The following is a 14,750-nucleotide window of genomic DNA, read 5'->3' as shown; positions in this document are numbered from 1 at the left end:
AATGTATACACCATCTATGGGGTGATTGCCTCTATCAACCGCTACATATTGAGGCTTTTGATGCAAAAAGCCCAAAATTGTCCGGTTGATGACCTGGTTGTTTTCGTAGAAAAGCCTGAACAGCTCTGCTTGGCAAGTGGAAACTTGAAGATTCAGTCGGATTCAGCTTTTGCTTTGCGAGAGCTTTTGCCTTCCAGTAGTTCAAGTAGCGCTTCCATTTGGGCCATGACGCCTCGCACTTCACCGGCTTCTGGCAGCAGGCCGTCTTCCATGACGCCCTGATGCATTTCGCGGAGTTCTTGGCGGATGTAGCGCAGATGGCTCACTACCTGTTCTCTTTTCGACTGAGACATCAATCGTGGCTTTCTCAGCCTCTCTTTTACCGCATGGCCTGAATGAACGCTCTCAAGTGCGTTAATCAGCGGCGGGAAAGGCCACCTGCCAGAAGAATCAGACCGTAGGTCAAAAGAGCGGAAGGTCTGACGAGCACTGAAAGACAGGCCGTGATGCTGAGCGCCAGCAGCAGTGAAGGCCTGATCGCCTGTCGATAGCCAAGTGTGGGCCTGATCATGATTCAGCGCTTCTCAAATTTCGCCCTGGCTTCGGCGTAAAACGCTGAATCGATGAAGTCGAGCTGGCACTCCTGTGCCATTGATTCAACTCTGCGGCGAACAGCTGGTCGCACAAAAAAAGGAACTTCCTTGAGCGACTGTTCTGCATCAGCACTCCAATTCAACCCTGATCTCATGAGACCTCGATGGAGAATAGGGGATTCGAACCCCTGACCTCTGCGGTGCGATCGCAGCGCTCTACCAGCTGAGCTAATTCCCCGGGCAGAGCAACTTAGCGCCGGTTTTCCAACGCACTCGAAGGCAAAATGATCATCAGTGCTTCATGCCTGAATGCTGATCACTCCGGAGCGACTGGCTTCATTTGATGAGGCATCTGTTGCGACACTGGCGCGCCGTTTGGAGTACGACGACTACCCAACACCTTTTGAAGGTCTGAATGACTGGCATCTCTTGAGAGCCCTCGCCATTCATCGACCGGAGCTCACCGCTCCATACGTCCATTTGATCGATCAGGAACCCTTCGACGAGGACTGAGCCAATGCCGGGGCTACTCAAAGGACGACGGGTGCTGGTCGCTGCCTCTGGGAGTATTGCGGCTGTCAAGACTCCGCTGTTGGTCAGCGCGCTTGTGCAGGCCGGGGCTCAGGTCCGCTGTGTGCTCACTGAAAGTGCTGCCCGTTTGGTGAGCCCGGTGGCTCTGGCAACGCTCAGTCGTCAACCCTGCTTGCAGGACGCCGACCAGTGGGACCCTGCGTGCCCTCGCCCACTGCATATCGAACTGGCTGAATGGGCGGATCTCGTGGTGGTGGCCCCGCTCAGTGCAACATCACTGTCCCGCTGGGTGCAGGGTGATGGTGAGGGATTGCTGGCCAGCCTTCTTCTGGCTTGTGAGTGCCCAGTTCTGGCGGCGCCAGCGATGAACACAGCCATGTGGACACACCCAGCTGTGCAGCGCAATTGGGGCCTTCTGCTTGACGATCCTCGAGTGCTGCCCCTGGCGCCTGAGGGCGGTCTGCTTGCCTGTGACCGTCTGGGTACGGGCCGCATGGCTGATCCCGTCAGGATTGAACTGGCTGCCGCCAGCGCCCTCTTGCAAGCCGATGCTGAGGGCCACCTCAAATCCGACTGGCGCGGGAGGCATGTGCTGGTGAGCGCCGGTCCAACTCTGGAAGCTTTGGACTGTGTCCGCGTTCTCTCTAACCGCAGCAGTGGCCGCATGGGTGTTCTGTTGGCTCAGGCCGCTCATCTGCGCGGTGCCACCGTTGATTTGGTGCATGGCCCGCTGCAAGTTCCGCCGTCCTGGTTGGAAGGTCTGCAGTGTCATGCAGTGGTGGGAAGTGCCGCCATGGACGACAGGATCCAACAGCTGCAGCCGAAAGCAGATGCGGTGTTGATGTGCGCTGCTGTCGCCGATTTGCGCCGTACCAGTCCCACTGATGTTGAGAAGCTGCCGAAAGACCAGCTGATTGAGTCGCTGGAGGGTGGTTGGGAGCCAGTGCCTGATCTGCTTCAGTCACTGGTGAGTAGGCGCCCCGCGGGTCAGTCTGTGCTGGGTTTTGCCGCCCTGACAGGAACCGATGAGCAACTGCTTGAGCTCGGTCGCCGAAAGTTTCAGGCCAAGGGCTGTGATTTGTTGATGGTCAATCCTGTAGACCGAATCGGTCAGGGGCTCGACAGTGATCAGAACGCCGGCTGGCTTTTGGGTCCAGGCGATCGCCATCAGATCTGTCTCCTCGAAGACAAGCTCGTGTTGTCTCATCGCTTGCTGGATCGACTGTCAGAGATCAAGCAGCCCTCTTGATCAAGCAGCCATATCGGCGGGGTCCTGCTCCAGAAGGTCGATGAATGTGCGCAGTTGCAGGCGGGCGAAAGAGGGCCAGCTGCTGCTGCGATCTATCGTTTTAAACAATGCGAACAGCTTTGGGCGGTTCCTGAAGGCTTGCCCAAAACGCATCGTCCTGGATGGTTTCACTGCCGTCGTGTTGCATGGAGAACACTTCACGTTGTTGAGACGTGCAAAAGGCAAGCCTGTGCGGCCGTTTGACACCTGTAAGATCCGCCTGACCGGTTGACTTCGTCAACAGCCGGCGTTTCGGCTTTTCCTCCATGCGCATCCGTCCTCTGCTGGCCCTTGTGCTGGCTTTCTGTCTGACCTTCGTCACTGCCTGCAGCGGAGATGCTCAGGCAGTTGATCGCTCGAACATCACGTACGACGACATCCGTAACACCGGCAAGGCGAATGATTGCCCCACGCTGCCTGAATCCGCTCGTGGTTCCATTCCGCTGACTCCCGGCAACGACTATCAGCTGACTGCGATCTGCATGCATCCCAGCCAGGTCTTCGTCAAAGGTGAGCCTGCTAACAAGCGTCAGGAAGCCCAGTTCGTTGAGGGCAAGATCCTTACCCGTTACACCTCAAGTCTTGACCAGGTCTACGGAGACCTCGTTGTCGGTCAGAACGGCCTCTCCTTCAAAGAAGAAGGGGGTATTGACTTCCAGCCCATCACCGTTCTGGTTCCCGGTGGTGAGGAGTTCCCGTTCACCTTCTCCAGCAAGAACCTCAAGGCTGAGGCTGAGGGCGCTGCCATCACCACCAGCACGGACTTCGAAGGTGAGTACCGCACACCGAGCTACCGCACCAGTAACTTCATCGATCCCAAGGGTCGTGCTCTCACAACCGGTGTGGACTATCCCCAGGGCCTGATCGGCCTCGGTGGTGATTACCAGAAGCTCGATAAGGAAAACAAGAAGCGCTACATCGACGGCCAGGGTGTGATGAGCCTGTCCATCACTAAAGTCGATCCCGAAACCGGCGAATTCGCTGGAGTGTTCTCCGCCATTCAGCCTTCCGACTCCGATATGGGTGGTCGTGAAGTTGTTGACGTGAAGATCACCGGAGAGCTTTACGGCCAGCTGGAAGAAGCCTGATTGCTTCAAAACAGTTCGCTCAGCAACGAGGGGCTTCGGCCCCTTTTTTGTTGTGACCCCTGTTCGCTGAAGTCTCAGGCTGTTGTCTGGGAGAATCGCGCCGTCTTTCCAATCCACTCCGGCCTGTCATGACTGCCAGCTCCCCTTCCTCTCAGACCGGTGTGATCGCTCCCTATGGCGGCACCCTGGTTGATTTGATGGTTCCAGAGGGTGACAAAGCTGCAGTGAAGGCCTCAGCCAGCAGCAGCATCGAATGCTCCGATCGCAATGCCTGTGACGTTGAGCTGCTGGTGGTCGGTGGCTTCTCCCCTGAAAGGGGTTTTATGCACCATGCCGACTACGACGCCGTGGTGGCCGGAAACCGCACCACCTCGGGGTATCTCTTCGGACTGCCGATCGTGATGGACACCGACCGTGAGGACATCACAGTCGGGCAGAAGATTCTGCTCACCTACAAGGGCCAGGATCTTGCTGTGCTCACCGTTGAGGACAAGTGGGAGCCAGACAAGGTCATTGAGGCCAAGGGTTGCTACGGCACCACATCCCTGGAACATCCAGCTGTGCGCATGATCGCCACAGAGCGTCGCCGTTTCTACCTCGGTGGTCTGATTCAGGGCCTTGAACTGCCGTCGCGTGTGTTCCCCTGCAAAACCCCGGCTGAGGTCCGTGCTGGCCTTCCTGAAGGAGAGGACGTTGTGGCCTTCCAGTGTCGCAATCCCATCCACAGAGCCCATTACGAGCTGTTCACTCGGGCCCTGCATGCCAGCAACGTCAGTGAGAACGCAGTGGTGCTAGTGCATCCAACCTGCGGGCCCACCCAGCAGGATGACATTCCTGGAGCTGTTCGATTCCAGACCTACGAGCGACTTGCGGCCGAGGTGGATAACGCTCGGATCCGCTGGGCTTACCTGCCCTACGCCATGCATATGGCAGGCCCCCGTGAGGCTTTGCAGCACATGATCATTCGCCGTAATTACGGCTGTACCCACTTCATCATTGGGCGTGACATGGCCGGCTGTAAGTCTTCCCTGAGCGGTGATGACTTCTACGGTCCCTACGACGCTCAGAACTTTGCCAAGGAGTGTGCGCCTGAGCTCACGATGGAAACCGTGCCCTCTCTCAACCTCGTCTACACCGAGGAGGAGGGCTACGTCACCGCGGAACACGCCGAGGCCAGAGGGCTGCACGTGAAGAAGCTCAGCGGCACTCAGTTCCGCAAGATGCTGCGCAGCGGTGAAGAGATCCCCGAGTGGTTTGCCTTCAAGAGCGTCGTGGATGTACTCCGGTCCACCTGAGCTCTCAACTACCTATTAACATTCCTTCATCAGAGGCGGAAGACCCTTGAACAAACGTTGGCGGAACATCGGCCTTGGTGCCCTCCTCGTGCTCGCGATCGTTGTCATCGCACCGGCTTTCTTTGGTGGCGCTGGTAACCCTCAACCCGAGGCACGCTCACTTCGCTACAGCGATTTTGTAGAGAGGGTCCAGGAAGATCAGGTCAGCAGAGTGCTTCTTTCCCCCGATCGTGGTACTGCTCAAGTTGTCGAGACCGATGGTCGCCGCGCTGAGGTGAATCTCGCGCCCGACAAGGACCTCCTCAAGCTGCTCACCGATCACAACGTTGATATCGCTGTTCAGCCCTCCCGCCAGCCTGGCGCTTGGCAGCAGGCCGCTTCAAGCCTGATCTTCCCCTTGCTCCTGCTGGGTGGGTTGTTTTTCCTCTTCCGTCGTGCCCAGTCCGGTGGCGGCGGCGGTAATCAGGCCATGAACTTTGGCAAAAGCAAGGCTCGTGTGCAAATGGAGCCTTCCACGCAAACCACTTTTGGTGACGTTGCGGGTGTTGAAGGAGCCAAGCTCGAACTCACTGAAGTTGTTGACTTCCTCAAGAACCCTGACCGCTTCACCGCAGTAGGAGCCACGATCCCTAAAGGTGTTCTGCTGGTCGGCCCTCCAGGTACCGGTAAGACTCTTCTTGCCAAAGCTGTGGCTGGTGAGGCCAGCGTTCCTTTCTTCTCGATCTCTGGTTCGGAGTTTGTCGAGATGTTTGTCGGCGTTGGAGCGAGCCGTGTTCGCGATCTTTTTGAACAGGCGAAGAAAAACGCACCCTGCATCATTTTTATCGACGAAATCGATGCGGTCGGTCGCCAGCGTGGAGCTGGCATGGGTGGAGGCAATGACGAGCGTGAACAGACACTGAATCAGTTGCTCACCGAAATGGATGGTTTCGAGGGCAACACCGGAATCATCATTGTTGCGGCCACCAACCGCCCTGATGTCCTCGACTCAGCTCTGATGCGTCCGGGACGTTTTGACCGTCAGGTCACGGTGGATCGACCCGACTACGCAGGTCGTCTACAGATCCTCGGAGTGCATGCCCGCGGCAAGACGCTGTCCAAAGATGTCGACCTCGACAAGGTGGCTCGCCGAACTCCTGGCTATACGGGGGCCGATCTGTCCAACCTGCTAAACGAAGCTGCAATCCTTGCTGCCAGGCGTGATCTGAGCGAAGTCAGTAATGACGAGATCAGTGATGCCATCGAGCGGGTGATGGCGGGTCCTGAGAAAAAGGACAGCGTGATGAGTGATCGCCGTAAGCGGCTCGTTGCCTATCACGAGGCTGGTCATGCTCTGGTTGGTGCCCTTATGCCTGACTACGACCCGGTTCAGAAGATTTCGATCATTCCCCGTGGAAATGCCGGCGGTCTGACCTTCTTTACTCCCAGTGAGGAGCGGATGGAGTCAGGCCTGTATTCCCGCACTTACCTGCAGAACCAGATGGCCGTTGCGCTCGGCGGTCGTGTTGCTGAAGAGATCGTCTACGGAGAGGACGAAGTCACCACAGGTGCTTCCAATGACCTCCAGCAAGTTGCTTCAACTGCAAGACAGATGATCACCCGCTTCGGGATGAGCGACAAACTCGGTCCTGTAGCCCTTGGTCGTTCCCAGGGAGGCATGTTCCTCGGACGTGATATCGCGGCTGAACGTGATTTCTCTGAAGACACTGCGGCAACCATCGACGAAGAAGTTTCTGATCTTGTTGCTCTGGCCTACAAGCGTGCCACCAAGGTTCTTGTCGACAACCGCTCTGTGCTCGATGAGCTCGCAGACATGCTTGTGGACCAGGAAACTGTGGATGCCGAAGAGTTTCAGGAACTGCTGATCCGCAGTGATGTCCGTATTGCCGAATACGTCTGAAACTGATCTGGGGTTGATTCGCTCGTTGCGGATCCAACCCCTTCTGGTTGTTTTGCGTCCAGAACGCATTGATCTGGAGGCAGTTTTTATTACCACCCGTCTCTGCCGTCAGCTCGATCAGCTGGTAGAGGCGGGTGTTCAGCATGTAGAGATCGCATGGATTGATCATCCCCGCTGGCGTGATCTTGCGATCGCAGCGAGGTCTCGTCATCCACGTCTGTCCCTTGGAGCGGCATCGATCACGCAGCAATCGGCTCTGCAGCAGGTTGCTGAGCTTGGATTCAGCTACGCCATGTCGCCGCTGTTGGATCGGGAGTTACAGCAACAAGCGAAGCAGCTTGATTTTTTGTTGGTCCCAGGTGTGATGACTCCCTCCGAGATCAGGCAAGCCTGTGATCTGGGTTGTCGTTTGGTGAAGTTGTTTCCGGCAAGCGTGGTTGGGCGCAGCTTTTATCGTCAGATCGCTGCGCCGATGGGGAATCTCCCTTTCATGATTGCTGCTGGAGGCTTGCGTGCCGGTGACCTCTACTCCTGGCTCGATGCTGGATATGACGCCATCGCGCTTGGTCGAACTGTGTTCGAAAACAATGATTTTGATCCCTCCCTTGCCGCCTGGATTGGCGCATGAGTGGTAGCGATGAGACCCATCTGCTACAGATAAGAGAGATGTTTCAGGAACGATGTCTCAGCTATCCATCAAGTTGAGCGACAAAGCTGATGCTTTGATCGCTCAGTTGCAGAAGGAAATTTTCAATCGACGTCGCAAGAAGGTCACCGCCTCCGGCGTCGTGGAGACCCTTGTCGAAAGCGGGGCTCGCTCGCAGTCCGACAAGCGTTTCTCAACCTCCTGGGTCAATCTCATTCAGGACATTGAAAAGGCCGCCAAGCTGGCCAATGCCCATGGCAGCAAACCCTCTTCACTCAGCGACGAGGAGTGGGTGATGGTGTTGAGCCATCGCAACCGCCAGTCCACTGGTAAGCCTGCACGTCAGTCAGCTGCCAAAAAGCCTGCCGCTAAAAAGCCTGCGGCCAAGAAATCTGTGGCCAAAAAGCCCGCTGCCAAAAAGCGTGCTGCCGTGAAGGCTTCCACGGCCAAGGCTCCCGCAGCGAAAGCTGCAGTCGCCAAGACTTCCGTGAAGAAATCCGCTTCACGGAAGCCGGCCATGACGAGAGCCGCCAAAAAGACGACGACAACGTCGACAACCGTGAGCACTGCGAGCAAGCCACGCTCGGCTCGTCGTGCCCGCAAGGCGACCAAGTCATCGGCATCCGGGTCAGTGGCCGGACGCATGGCCAAGGCCGCAGCTCAGCTGGGGAGCGCAAGCGGCATTACGTCTCCGGCTCGCAGCTGAATCAACAAGTGCAGCCTCACCAGAGGCTGCACTGACCCTGTTGTCTGAGCAGGTGGTCGGCCAGAACCAGATTCACCATGGCCTCCACCATCGGCACGGCTCTGGGCAGCACACACGGGTCATGTCGACCTTTCGCGGCGAGGGTTGTGGCCTGTCCGCGATCGTTGATTGTTTGCTGCTCTTTGCGGATCGTTGCGGTGGGCTTGAAGGCCACCCGGATCACAATCGGCTCGCCGTTGCTGATGCCTCCCTGAATTCCACCGGAATTGTTGGTGGCTGTGCGCAGCCGGCCTTCGTCGCTGGGCAGAAAGGCATCGTTGTGCTCGCTCCCTTTCAGCCGTGTGCCGGCGAAACCTGAGCCGATTTCGAACCCTTTGGTCGCGGGTAGTGACATCACCGCCTTAGCCAGATCTGCTTCCAGCTTGTCGAACACAGGCATCCCAAGGCCCACAGGAGGCCTGCGTACAACGCATTCGATCAGACCTCCACAGGAGTCGCCCTCGCGGCCGATCGCCTCAATCCGCTCGATCATCCGATCGGACATCGCAGCATCCGGACATCGCACGATGTTGGCTTCCACGGCTTCGCGGTTCACAGCATTGATGTCCACCGTGGCTTCGAGGTCATGAATGCGCCGGACCCAGGCCAGGACCTCCGTGCCATGGACCTTGCTCAGCAACTGCCTGGCAATGGCACCAGCCGCCACGCGGCCGATCGTTTCGCGCGCCGATGCCCTGCCGCCGCCGCTGCGCGCCTGAATGCCGTATTTCGCTTGATAGGTGGCATCGGCGTGGGAGGGTCGAAAGGCAACCTCCATCTCCTGGTAATCCTGGGGTCGCTGATCTTTGTTGCGCACCACCATGGCAATCGGTGTGCCCAGGGTCATGCCATCCATGACACCGCTCAGGATCTCCACCTGATCGGCTTCCTTGCGCGGTGTGGTGATTTTGCTCTGGCCTGGTTTGCGCCGGTCTAGTTCGGCCTGAATCGCTGGCACGTCGAGTTCCAGTCGTGGCGGGCAACCCTCCAGGATCACGCCGACCCCGCCGCCATGGGACTCGCCGAAGGTGCTGATGCGGAACAGGGTGCCGAAACTGCTGCCCAATGGAATGCTTTCTCTCGTTCGAGCGTAAGAGAGCTCAGATCAGCTCGCTCAGGGCCCCTGAAGGCTGTTCAGAAGCCGGCCGGTCCCGAAGCATCTCGAAGTCGTTGAAGTCGAAACCTGGTCCTACACAGCAGCTCACCAGGGAGTAATGCCCCTCCGCGCGTGCGGCCATCCAGTGGCCTGCGGGCACCACGTGAACAGGATTATGCATCGAGAGCACATGCTGCATGGCTTGGCCTCCGTCTGGTTCAAGAGTCCAGAGACTCAAGGGTGTTCCCTGGAGATGGGTCCAGACCTCATCGGCCTGATGCACTGCATGCCAACGGCTTCTGGACCCCGCATCCAGCAGGTAGAGGATGCTGGTGATGGCTGTTCGTTGCTGGCCATCGGCACGGGTGACCAGTGATGAGCTCCGATAGAGCTCACGGAACCAGCCACCCTCTGGATGGGGTTCGAGGCTCCAGTCCTGAATCAGTTGATGGACGACCTCCATCGGTGAGTGGCTCGAAGATGGGGTCTCCTCTGAGATTGGCTCCATCAGTTCAGGGGTTTGCTGAAACGCATCAAGCCCCAGCTAAGTTTCCCTGAGTGGCCACCATCAACCCAATGGCCTAGCCCGGCATCCATCCGCTCCAGATAAGCCGGCGTGATGCTGCTTTCCAAATCCTCACGGCGTCGTCGCAACTCCAGGCGGACCCTTTTGTAGTGCTCAATCAGCATCGGTGTGCGGTCATGCCATGCCGTACGCGTTAGCCCTGCCTCGGTAGCCCAGCGGTGATACCGCTCTGGGGATCCGAGATCTGCAAGGTGAATGCGACTGAGAATCGCCGTCAGTGAATCAGCATTGACACCATCGGCTGCCATGGGGTCGGTCATCACCATCACGCCACCAGGTTTCAGCAAACGTGCTGCTTCCTGCATCACCGTCCGTCGGTCACCGGAGTGGAGAATCGCGTCCTGACTCCAAATCACATCGGCGCAGCTATCGGGGAGGGGAACTGCCTCGAAGGAAGCATCGTGAACGGTGATGCACTCAGAGAGGCCGGCCTCTTGATTGAGCAGCCGATGTCGGTTGTTCTCAACTGCAGAGATGTTGATGGCATCCACCCGGATCCCAGGGCTGCTGCAGAGTCTCCTAGCGGCTCCCCCGTAGCCAGACCCGAAGTCCACCACCCTCAGTGTGGTCGCTTGGTTCGGGGGAAGAGGCTGGCCGATCAAGGCGATTAAGGCGTCGACAGTGCGACGGCTTGCGGTTGCGATCGGTTCCTCCGCACTCTCATAAAGGCCGATGTGAATGTCCTCGCCGCCCCAGATGCCTGCGTAAAACCGATCGGCATCATCACTGTCGTAGTAGTTGGCCGCGGTGCTGGCTGCTGCGGAATAGGTGCTCGTCATCGCTCAGATCGCTGTGATGTCGGTGTCGAACAGATATTCCTTCTCAGCGACATGCACGTAGAAGTCGGGATCATCGTGGCCGCGTTGATAGTCGCCATAGCTGGTGATCCGCTGGAAGCCCACCTCTCGCATCAGGCGCCGCACATAGCCTTGCCGCAGCGGGAACATGTTCAGGTGATAGGTGCTTCCATCGCTGAAGGCATAACGGAAACGGGCCAGTCCATCGTCGACGTGTTCCGGTCCCACTTCAACGTCTTTACCGCAATAGACATTGCTCTTGCCGCTTGTGGAGGTTCCCTCCAGCAGGCGGTCATAGTTGCGGTGATCAAGAATCAGAATGCCGTTGTGCTTCAGCACCGCGTAGTACTCGGCCAAGGCCTTTCGACGGTCTCGTTCGCGGAACAGGTGGGTGAATGAGTTACCCAGGCAGATCACGGCGTCGTACTCGCCGTGAATGTCGCGGTTCAGAAAGCGCCAGTCCGCATGAACCGTGCGCATCAGCAGATCGCGTTCCCGGGCGTTTTTGAAGGCACGGGCAAGCATGTTGGGGCTGCCATCCACGCTCACCACATCGAAGCCCTCGCGTAACAGACGGACGGAATGGAAGCCCGTGCCTGTCGCCACATCCAGGACCGAGCGGGCGCCGTGCTCGTGCAGTAGGCGCACAAAGAAGTTGCCTTCAGCTTCTTCCCTGGCATCCCAATCAATCAGGCGATCCCAGCGGTCTGCGAATTGCTCAATGTATTCCTGCTGATAATGATCCGTTTCCCGGACGCGTTCGGGTCGCTGCCCGAAGCGTTGCGCATCACCGGATTCCGCTGAAGGGTGGCTTCTGAGTGTGGTCATGCCGGTCGGCTCCTCTACTGCGCGGGGGCGGTGCGAAGGACAGCAGCGGCGCTGTCTGACAGCTCGTTACCGACCCTCTGAGCTGTATCGACATTGCGAAACTGGCTCAATTCGCAACCTAATCACGGCGTTTGAAGCTGTCAGCTACGAAGATGAATGCTTTGTGGAAAACGGATGGTGACTGACCGCTGATCAGCAGGTCAGGCCACTGCTATAAGCAGCTCAGGCTTGGGCGGAGGCTCTGAAGTGCAGTCAGAGATCTCCATCGAGTCGGTCTGGAAGCTGTTTGGCAAATCCTCTGCAGAGTTGATTGAGCAGCTGCGCTCAGGTGCGGATCCTGAGGATCTTCATGCCAGTCGCGGCGTGCGGGCTGCTGTCCAGGATGTCTCGATGGAGGTTCGTGCCGGCGAGATCTTTGTGGTGATGGGTCTTTCTGGCTCAGGTAAATCCACCTTGCTGAGGATGATGAATGGTCTGATCACCCCCTGCGAGGGGGAGGTGACTGTCAAGGGCCGTTCGCTGAACTCGATGACGGCACCCCAGCTCGCGGAGCTGCGGTGTCATCAGATGGCGATGGTTTTTCAGTCGTTCGCGCTCTTCCCACATCGCAACGTGCTTGAAAATGCTGCTTTTGGTCTTGAGGTTGCGGGCATGGCTCGCAAGGCGAGGACTGATCGCGCCATGCAGGCTCTTGAGCGTGTAGGACTGGCCGCAGAGGCCCGTAAAAGACCACGCGAGCTGTCAGGCGGTATGCAGCAAAGGGTCGGTTTAGCTAGGGCTCTGGCCCTTGACCCGCCGATTTTGCTGATGGATGAGGCCTTCTCTGCCTTGGACCCTTTGATCCGCAAGGACATGCAGGATCTGTTGCTGGACCTGCAGGCCGAGCACCGTCGCACGGTGGTGTTCATTTCCCATGATCTTGATGAGGCAATCAGGATCGGTGACCGGATTGCCTTGATGCAGGCCGGGCGTCTATTGCAGTGCGATACCGCTCAGCGGTTGCTGCAGCATCCAGCCAATAACGAGGTCAGACGCTTTTTCCGCGACGTCGATGTGGCGTCCGTTCTGACAGTGGAAGCGATTGTGCAGCCTCCTCCTCGTCTGAGTGTTTGCGATGTGGGCGAACCTCTGCCTGATGACGGGGTCGTCACGATGTATGTGACGGATCGTCTGCAGCATTTTCGCGGTCTGATCCGACCAGGTCTCGGCTGGGTCGACATGGCTGCCATCAAGACATTGTCGATAGGCACATCGGTGAAGGCGGCCATTGATGTGGTGGCAACCAGTTCTGAGCCAGTGCCCGTGCTGGATGACGAGCAACGGCTGCTGGGCGTGATCAGCGCGCGTCAGTTGCTGCTCGCAATGGAGGCAGGCGGTTGACGCTGATCCTTGCTGCTGCTCATCAACCCGGTTGGCTTGGTCAGGCGATCGATCTTTCTGTTGAGTGGTTGTTGGCCAACGCCCAGGGATTGTTTGATCTGATCAAGGTGTCGGTGCTGGCCCTGGTCTCTGTCACTGAAATGGTGTTGGAGTGGCCACCGGCCTGGATGTTCGCTCTGATCACCGCGGCGCTGGGGTTTTGGCGAGTCAATGGTGGGTTCGCGCTGTTCGTGCTGCTCGGCTTCAATGTGGTGCTCTCCATGGCGCTTTGGAGCGAGATGATCGCCACCCTTTCGCTGGTGATCACAGCCTCCGGTCTGGCTCTGTTGATCGGCCTGCCGCTGGGCATTCTCTCGGCACGTTCACGATTGGTCTGGAGGCTGGTACGTCCCTGTTTGGACCTGATGCAGACGATGCCTGCTTTTGTTTATCTGATTCCAGCAGTGATGTTGTTCAGCACGGGTGCAGTTCCTTCGATTCTCGCCACTTTGATCTTCGCCATGCCGCCGGTGGTCCGTCTCACGCATCTGGGAATCATCCAGGTTCCGGATGACCTGATCGAAGCCGGTCGCTCCTTCGGCTGCAGCGATCGCCAGTTGCTCTGGAAGGTGCAGATGCCCAGTGCCATTTCCACCGTGATGACCGGGGTCAATCAGACGATCATGTTGTCTCTTTCAATGGTCGTGATCGCTTCGATGATCGGTGGCGGAGGTCTCGGTGATGTGGTGTTGCGTGGGATTCAGCAGCTTGATGTGGGGATGGGGTTTGAAGGTGGGATCGCCGTGGTGATCTTGGCGGTGATCCTCGACCGTCTCAGTCAGAGCTTCGCCGGGCGACGCGGATCATCACTTCAACAACGCCTGCGCGCATGGATGGCTGTTTGGAGGTCGTCATGAGCGGTCGACAGATCCGACGACGAGCTGTCCTGCTCGGAGGCCTGGGGGTCGCGGGGATCTCCGCAGCCAGCTTGGTCAAGCTCAGTGCACCATCCTCCTCGGTGAGCTTTTCGCCCCCCGCTGGCAAGGGAGGTGTGGCGGGCTCCCGCAGCTCGCTGCCCAGTTCTGCATCCGCAAGACCCACACTGCGCCTTGGTTGGTCACCCTGGGCTGACGCTGAAGTGGTGAGCCTCATTGCTCAGAGAGTGATCCAACAGGCTTACGACGTGAATGTTGAGCGCGTGCTTGCCGACATCGGTATCCAGTACGCCTCCATCGCTCGCGGTGATCTGGATCTGATGCTGATGGCATGGTTGCCGTTGACGCACCGTGACTATTACCGGCGGGTGCGCGATCGGGTTGTCGATTTCGGTTCGATGTATTCAGGCCGTCTGGGCTGGGTGGTGCCGGATTACGTGCCTGCCTCGGAGCTTTCTGCGATTCCTGACTTACGCGACCCTTCCCTGGCGGGGCGGTTCGACAACCGCGTGCAGGGGATTGATCCTGGCTCGGGCCTGAATCAGGCTTCGGCTGAGGCACTCAAGAACTATCGCCTCAACGATCTGGAGCTGGTTGCGTCAAGCAGTGCTGCCATGACGGCGGTGCTTGATCAGGCCATTCGCAAGCAACGGTGGGTGGTGGTCACCAGCTGGACGCCGCATTGGATGTTCGCTCGTTACAGGTTGCGTTTCCTTCAGGATCCACAACGGGTGTTTGGCGGTATTGAGTGGATTCATGCGCTCGGTCGCCCTCAGCTGGATTTAGATATGCAAGATCTGGCTGGTTTCCTGACTCGCTTCCATTTGCCCGATCAGGAGATGTCGGATTTGCTGTTGCAGGCCAATGATCAGACGGCTGAGGCTGCAGTGGATGACTACATCGCCTCTCATCCGGCACGGGTTCGGTATTGGGTTACTGGAGAGATGTCGGCAACCTGAGCCGTTGCATTGCTCACTGACCCAACAGCTCACTGACCGACCAGCTAGCCAGCAAAAAGCCCCCTCGTGAGAGGGGGCTTTCCGATTCAGTTGACCTGAATCGT

The 14,750-nt window shown here is 58.1% G+C and carries 18 protein-coding genes and 1 tRNA gene; 11 read left to right on the top strand and 8 right to left on the bottom strand.

The genetic code is table 11. The features are described 5' to 3' along the window. Positions 1 to 152 precede the first annotated feature (152 nt). The 4 genes from DXY37_RS11955 to DXY37_RS11945 all read right to left on the bottom strand — a co-directional run bounded on the left by DXY37_RS11955 (position 153) and on the right by DXY37_RS11945 (position 831). On the bottom strand, positions 153 to 353 hold the full coding sequence (locus DXY37_RS11955; protein ID WP_006042295.1) for a hypothetical protein: 201 nt from the start codon (positions 351 to 353) through the stop codon (positions 153 to 155). Between the two features lie 65 nt (positions 354 to 418). After that, on the bottom strand, positions 419 to 571 hold the full coding sequence (locus DXY37_RS13530) for a hypothetical protein (RefSeq protein WP_170951895.1): 153 nt from the start codon (positions 569 to 571) through the stop codon (positions 419 to 421). Positions 572 to 574: 3 nt separating this feature from the next. Then, positions 575 to 748 (bottom strand): PCP reductase family protein, encoded by a 174-nt coding sequence (locus DXY37_RS11950; protein ID WP_115126887.1) that lies wholly within the window; start codon positions 746 to 748, stop codon positions 575 to 577. A 10-nt stretch (positions 749 to 758) separates the two neighbouring features. After that, a tRNA-Ala gene (locus tag DXY37_RS11945) sits at positions 759 to 831 on the bottom strand. Between the two features lie 71 nt (positions 832 to 902). Here DXY37_RS11945 and DXY37_RS11940 point away from each other — a divergent pair. The 8 genes from DXY37_RS11940 to DXY37_RS11905 all read left to right on the top strand — a co-directional run bounded on the left by DXY37_RS11940 (position 903) and on the right by DXY37_RS11905 (position 8,047). Beyond that, on the top strand, positions 903 to 1,106 hold the full coding sequence (locus DXY37_RS11940) for a DUF2555 domain-containing protein (protein WP_115126886.1): 204 nt from the start codon (positions 903 to 905) through the stop codon (positions 1,104 to 1,106). A 4-nt stretch (positions 1,107 to 1,110) separates the two neighbouring features. Continuing rightward, on the top strand, positions 1,111 to 2,373 hold the full coding sequence (gene coaBC, locus DXY37_RS11935; protein ID WP_115126885.1) for a bifunctional phosphopantothenoylcysteine decarboxylase/phosphopantothenate--cysteine ligase CoaBC: 1,263 nt from the start codon (positions 1,111 to 1,113) through the stop codon (positions 2,371 to 2,373). Positions 2,374 to 2,413: 40 nt separating this feature from the next. Beyond that, the gene (locus DXY37_RS13525) at positions 2,414 to 2,644 is read left to right on the top strand and encodes a hypothetical protein (RefSeq protein WP_170951896.1); all 231 of its coding nucleotides are present in this window, start codon (positions 2,414 to 2,416) and stop codon (positions 2,642 to 2,644) included. A 34-nt stretch (positions 2,645 to 2,678) separates the two neighbouring features. After that, the gene (psbO, locus tag DXY37_RS11925; protein WP_115126883.1) at positions 2,679 to 3,500 is read left to right on the top strand and encodes a photosystem II manganese-stabilizing polypeptide; all 822 of its coding nucleotides are present in this window, start codon (positions 2,679 to 2,681) and stop codon (positions 3,498 to 3,500) included. A gap of 128 nt (positions 3,501 to 3,628) precedes the next feature. Next, positions 3,629 to 4,795 carry a sulfate adenylyltransferase gene (gene sat, locus DXY37_RS11920; RefSeq protein WP_115126882.1) on the top strand — a complete coding sequence of 389 codons (1,167 nt, stop codon included), beginning with the start codon at positions 3,629 to 3,631 and terminating at the stop codon, positions 4,793 to 4,795. A 46-nt stretch (positions 4,796 to 4,841) separates the two neighbouring features. Then, on the top strand, positions 4,842 to 6,695 hold the full coding sequence (gene ftsH / locus DXY37_RS11915; RefSeq protein ID WP_115126881.1) for an ATP-dependent zinc metalloprotease FtsH: 1,854 nt from the start codon (positions 4,842 to 4,844) through the stop codon (positions 6,693 to 6,695). Further along, complete coding sequence (locus DXY37_RS11910; RefSeq protein WP_115126880.1) at positions 6,670 to 7,323, top strand: bifunctional 4-hydroxy-2-oxoglutarate aldolase/2-dehydro-3-deoxy-phosphogluconate aldolase; 654 nt, start codon at positions 6,670 to 6,672, stop codon at positions 7,321 to 7,323. The genes ftsH and DXY37_RS11910 overlap by 26 nt, the downstream gene beginning before the upstream one ends. Before the next feature lie 52 nt (positions 7,324 to 7,375). Beyond that, the gene (locus tag DXY37_RS11905; RefSeq protein ID WP_115126879.1) at positions 7,376 to 8,047 is read left to right on the top strand and encodes a hypothetical protein; all 672 of its coding nucleotides are present in this window, start codon (positions 7,376 to 7,378) and stop codon (positions 8,045 to 8,047) included. Between the two features lie 16 nt (positions 8,048 to 8,063). Here the strand turns inward: DXY37_RS11905 and aroC are convergent, their stop codons facing one another. From aroC to DXY37_RS11885, 4 genes are read right to left on the bottom strand one after another with little or no spacing between them, the layout of a single operon-like run. After that, the gene (aroC, locus tag DXY37_RS11900) at positions 8,064 to 9,152 is read right to left on the bottom strand and encodes a chorismate synthase (protein ID WP_115126878.1); all 1,089 of its coding nucleotides are present in this window, start codon (positions 9,150 to 9,152) and stop codon (positions 8,064 to 8,066) included. Positions 9,153 to 9,186: 34 nt separating this feature from the next. Then, on the bottom strand, positions 9,187 to 9,645 hold the full coding sequence (locus tag DXY37_RS11895) for a cupin domain-containing protein (protein WP_115127027.1): 459 nt from the start codon (positions 9,643 to 9,645) through the stop codon (positions 9,187 to 9,189). Positions 9,646 to 9,689: 44 nt separating this feature from the next. After that, on the bottom strand, positions 9,690 to 10,547 hold the full coding sequence (locus DXY37_RS11890) for a cyclopropane-fatty-acyl-phospholipid synthase family protein (protein WP_115126877.1): 858 nt from the start codon (positions 10,545 to 10,547) through the stop codon (positions 9,690 to 9,692). Between the two features lie 3 nt (positions 10,548 to 10,550). Continuing rightward, positions 10,551 to 11,393 (bottom strand): class I SAM-dependent methyltransferase, encoded by an 843-nt coding sequence (locus DXY37_RS11885; protein WP_115126876.1) that lies wholly within the window; start codon positions 11,391 to 11,393, stop codon positions 10,551 to 10,553. Between the two features lie 246 nt (positions 11,394 to 11,639). On the opposite strand from DXY37_RS11885, the gene DXY37_RS11880 reads away from it, so the two are divergent. From DXY37_RS11880 to DXY37_RS11870, 3 genes are read left to right on the top strand one after another with little or no spacing between them, the layout of a single operon-like run. Next, the gene (locus DXY37_RS11880) at positions 11,640 to 12,773 is read left to right on the top strand and encodes a glycine betaine/L-proline ABC transporter ATP-binding protein (RefSeq protein ID WP_115127026.1); all 1,134 of its coding nucleotides are present in this window, start codon (positions 11,640 to 11,642) and stop codon (positions 12,771 to 12,773) included. Next, positions 12,770 to 13,669, top strand: coding sequence for an ABC transporter permease (locus DXY37_RS11875; protein WP_371638173.1), 900 nt, complete (start codon positions 12,770 to 12,772; stop codon positions 13,667 to 13,669). Before DXY37_RS11880 ends, DXY37_RS11875 begins: the two co-directional genes overlap by 4 nt. Next, positions 13,642 to 14,646, top strand: coding sequence for a glycine betaine ABC transporter substrate-binding protein (locus DXY37_RS11870; protein WP_244277126.1), 1,005 nt, complete (start codon positions 13,642 to 13,644; stop codon positions 14,644 to 14,646). The genes DXY37_RS11875 and DXY37_RS11870 overlap by 28 nt, the downstream gene beginning before the upstream one ends. Positions 14,647 to 14,750 lie beyond the last annotated feature (104 nt).

It is taken from the genome of Synechococcus sp. GEYO (assembly GCF_900473955.1).
In the GTDB taxonomy this organism is placed as follows: domain Bacteria; phylum Cyanobacteriota; class Cyanobacteriia; order PCC-6307; family Cyanobiaceae; genus Synechococcus_C.
Note: the sequence above shows the minus strand (reverse complement) of the source record. Positions and strands in the feature narration are given on the sequence as shown.

What these genes read in the sequence shown, in the direction of transcription:
- DXY37_RS11955 (WP_006042295.1), bottom strand. Translation starts at nt 353, where the DNA reads ATGTCTCAGTCGAAAAGAGAACAGGTAGTGAGCCATCTGCGCTACATC.
- DXY37_RS13530 (WP_170951895.1), bottom strand. Translation starts at nt 571, where the DNA reads ATGATCAGGCCCACACTTGGCTATCGACAGGCGATCAGGCCTTCACTG.
- DXY37_RS11950 (WP_115126887.1), bottom strand. Translation starts at nt 748, where the DNA reads ATGAGATCAGGGTTGAATTGGAGTGCTGATGCAGAACAGTCGCTCAAG.
- DXY37_RS11940 (WP_115126886.1), top strand. Translation starts at nt 903, where the DNA reads ATGCTGATCACTCCGGAGCGACTGGCTTCATTTGATGAGGCATCTGTT.
- coaBC (WP_115126885.1), top strand. Translation starts at nt 1,111, where the DNA reads ATGCCGGGGCTACTCAAAGGACGACGGGTGCTGGTCGCTGCCTCTGGG.
- DXY37_RS13525 (WP_170951896.1), top strand. Translation starts at nt 2,414, where the DNA reads ATGAATGTGCGCAGTTGCAGGCGGGCGAAAGAGGGCCAGCTGCTGCTG.
- psbO (WP_115126883.1), top strand. Translation starts at nt 2,679, where the DNA reads ATGCGCATCCGTCCTCTGCTGGCCCTTGTGCTGGCTTTCTGTCTGACC.
- sat (WP_115126882.1), top strand. Translation starts at nt 3,629, where the DNA reads ATGACTGCCAGCTCCCCTTCCTCTCAGACCGGTGTGATCGCTCCCTAT.
- DXY37_RS11910 (WP_115126880.1), top strand. Translation starts at nt 6,670, where the DNA reads ATGTCCGTATTGCCGAATACGTCTGAAACTGATCTGGGGTTGATTCGC.
- DXY37_RS11905 (WP_115126879.1), top strand. Translation starts at nt 7,376, where the DNA reads ATGTCTCAGCTATCCATCAAGTTGAGCGACAAAGCTGATGCTTTGATC.
- DXY37_RS11895 (WP_115127027.1), bottom strand. Translation starts at nt 9,645, where the DNA reads ATGGAGGTCGTCCATCAACTGATTCAGGACTGGAGCCTCGAACCCCAT.
- DXY37_RS11890 (WP_115126877.1), bottom strand. Translation starts at nt 10,547, where the DNA reads ATGACGAGCACCTATTCCGCAGCAGCCAGCACCGCGGCCAACTACTAC.
- DXY37_RS11885 (WP_115126876.1), bottom strand. Translation starts at nt 11,393, where the DNA reads ATGACCACACTCAGAAGCCACCCTTCAGCGGAATCCGGTGATGCGCAA.
- DXY37_RS11870 (WP_244277126.1), top strand. Translation starts at nt 13,642, where the DNA reads ATGGATGGCTGTTTGGAGGTCGTCATGAGCGGTCGACAGATCCGACGA.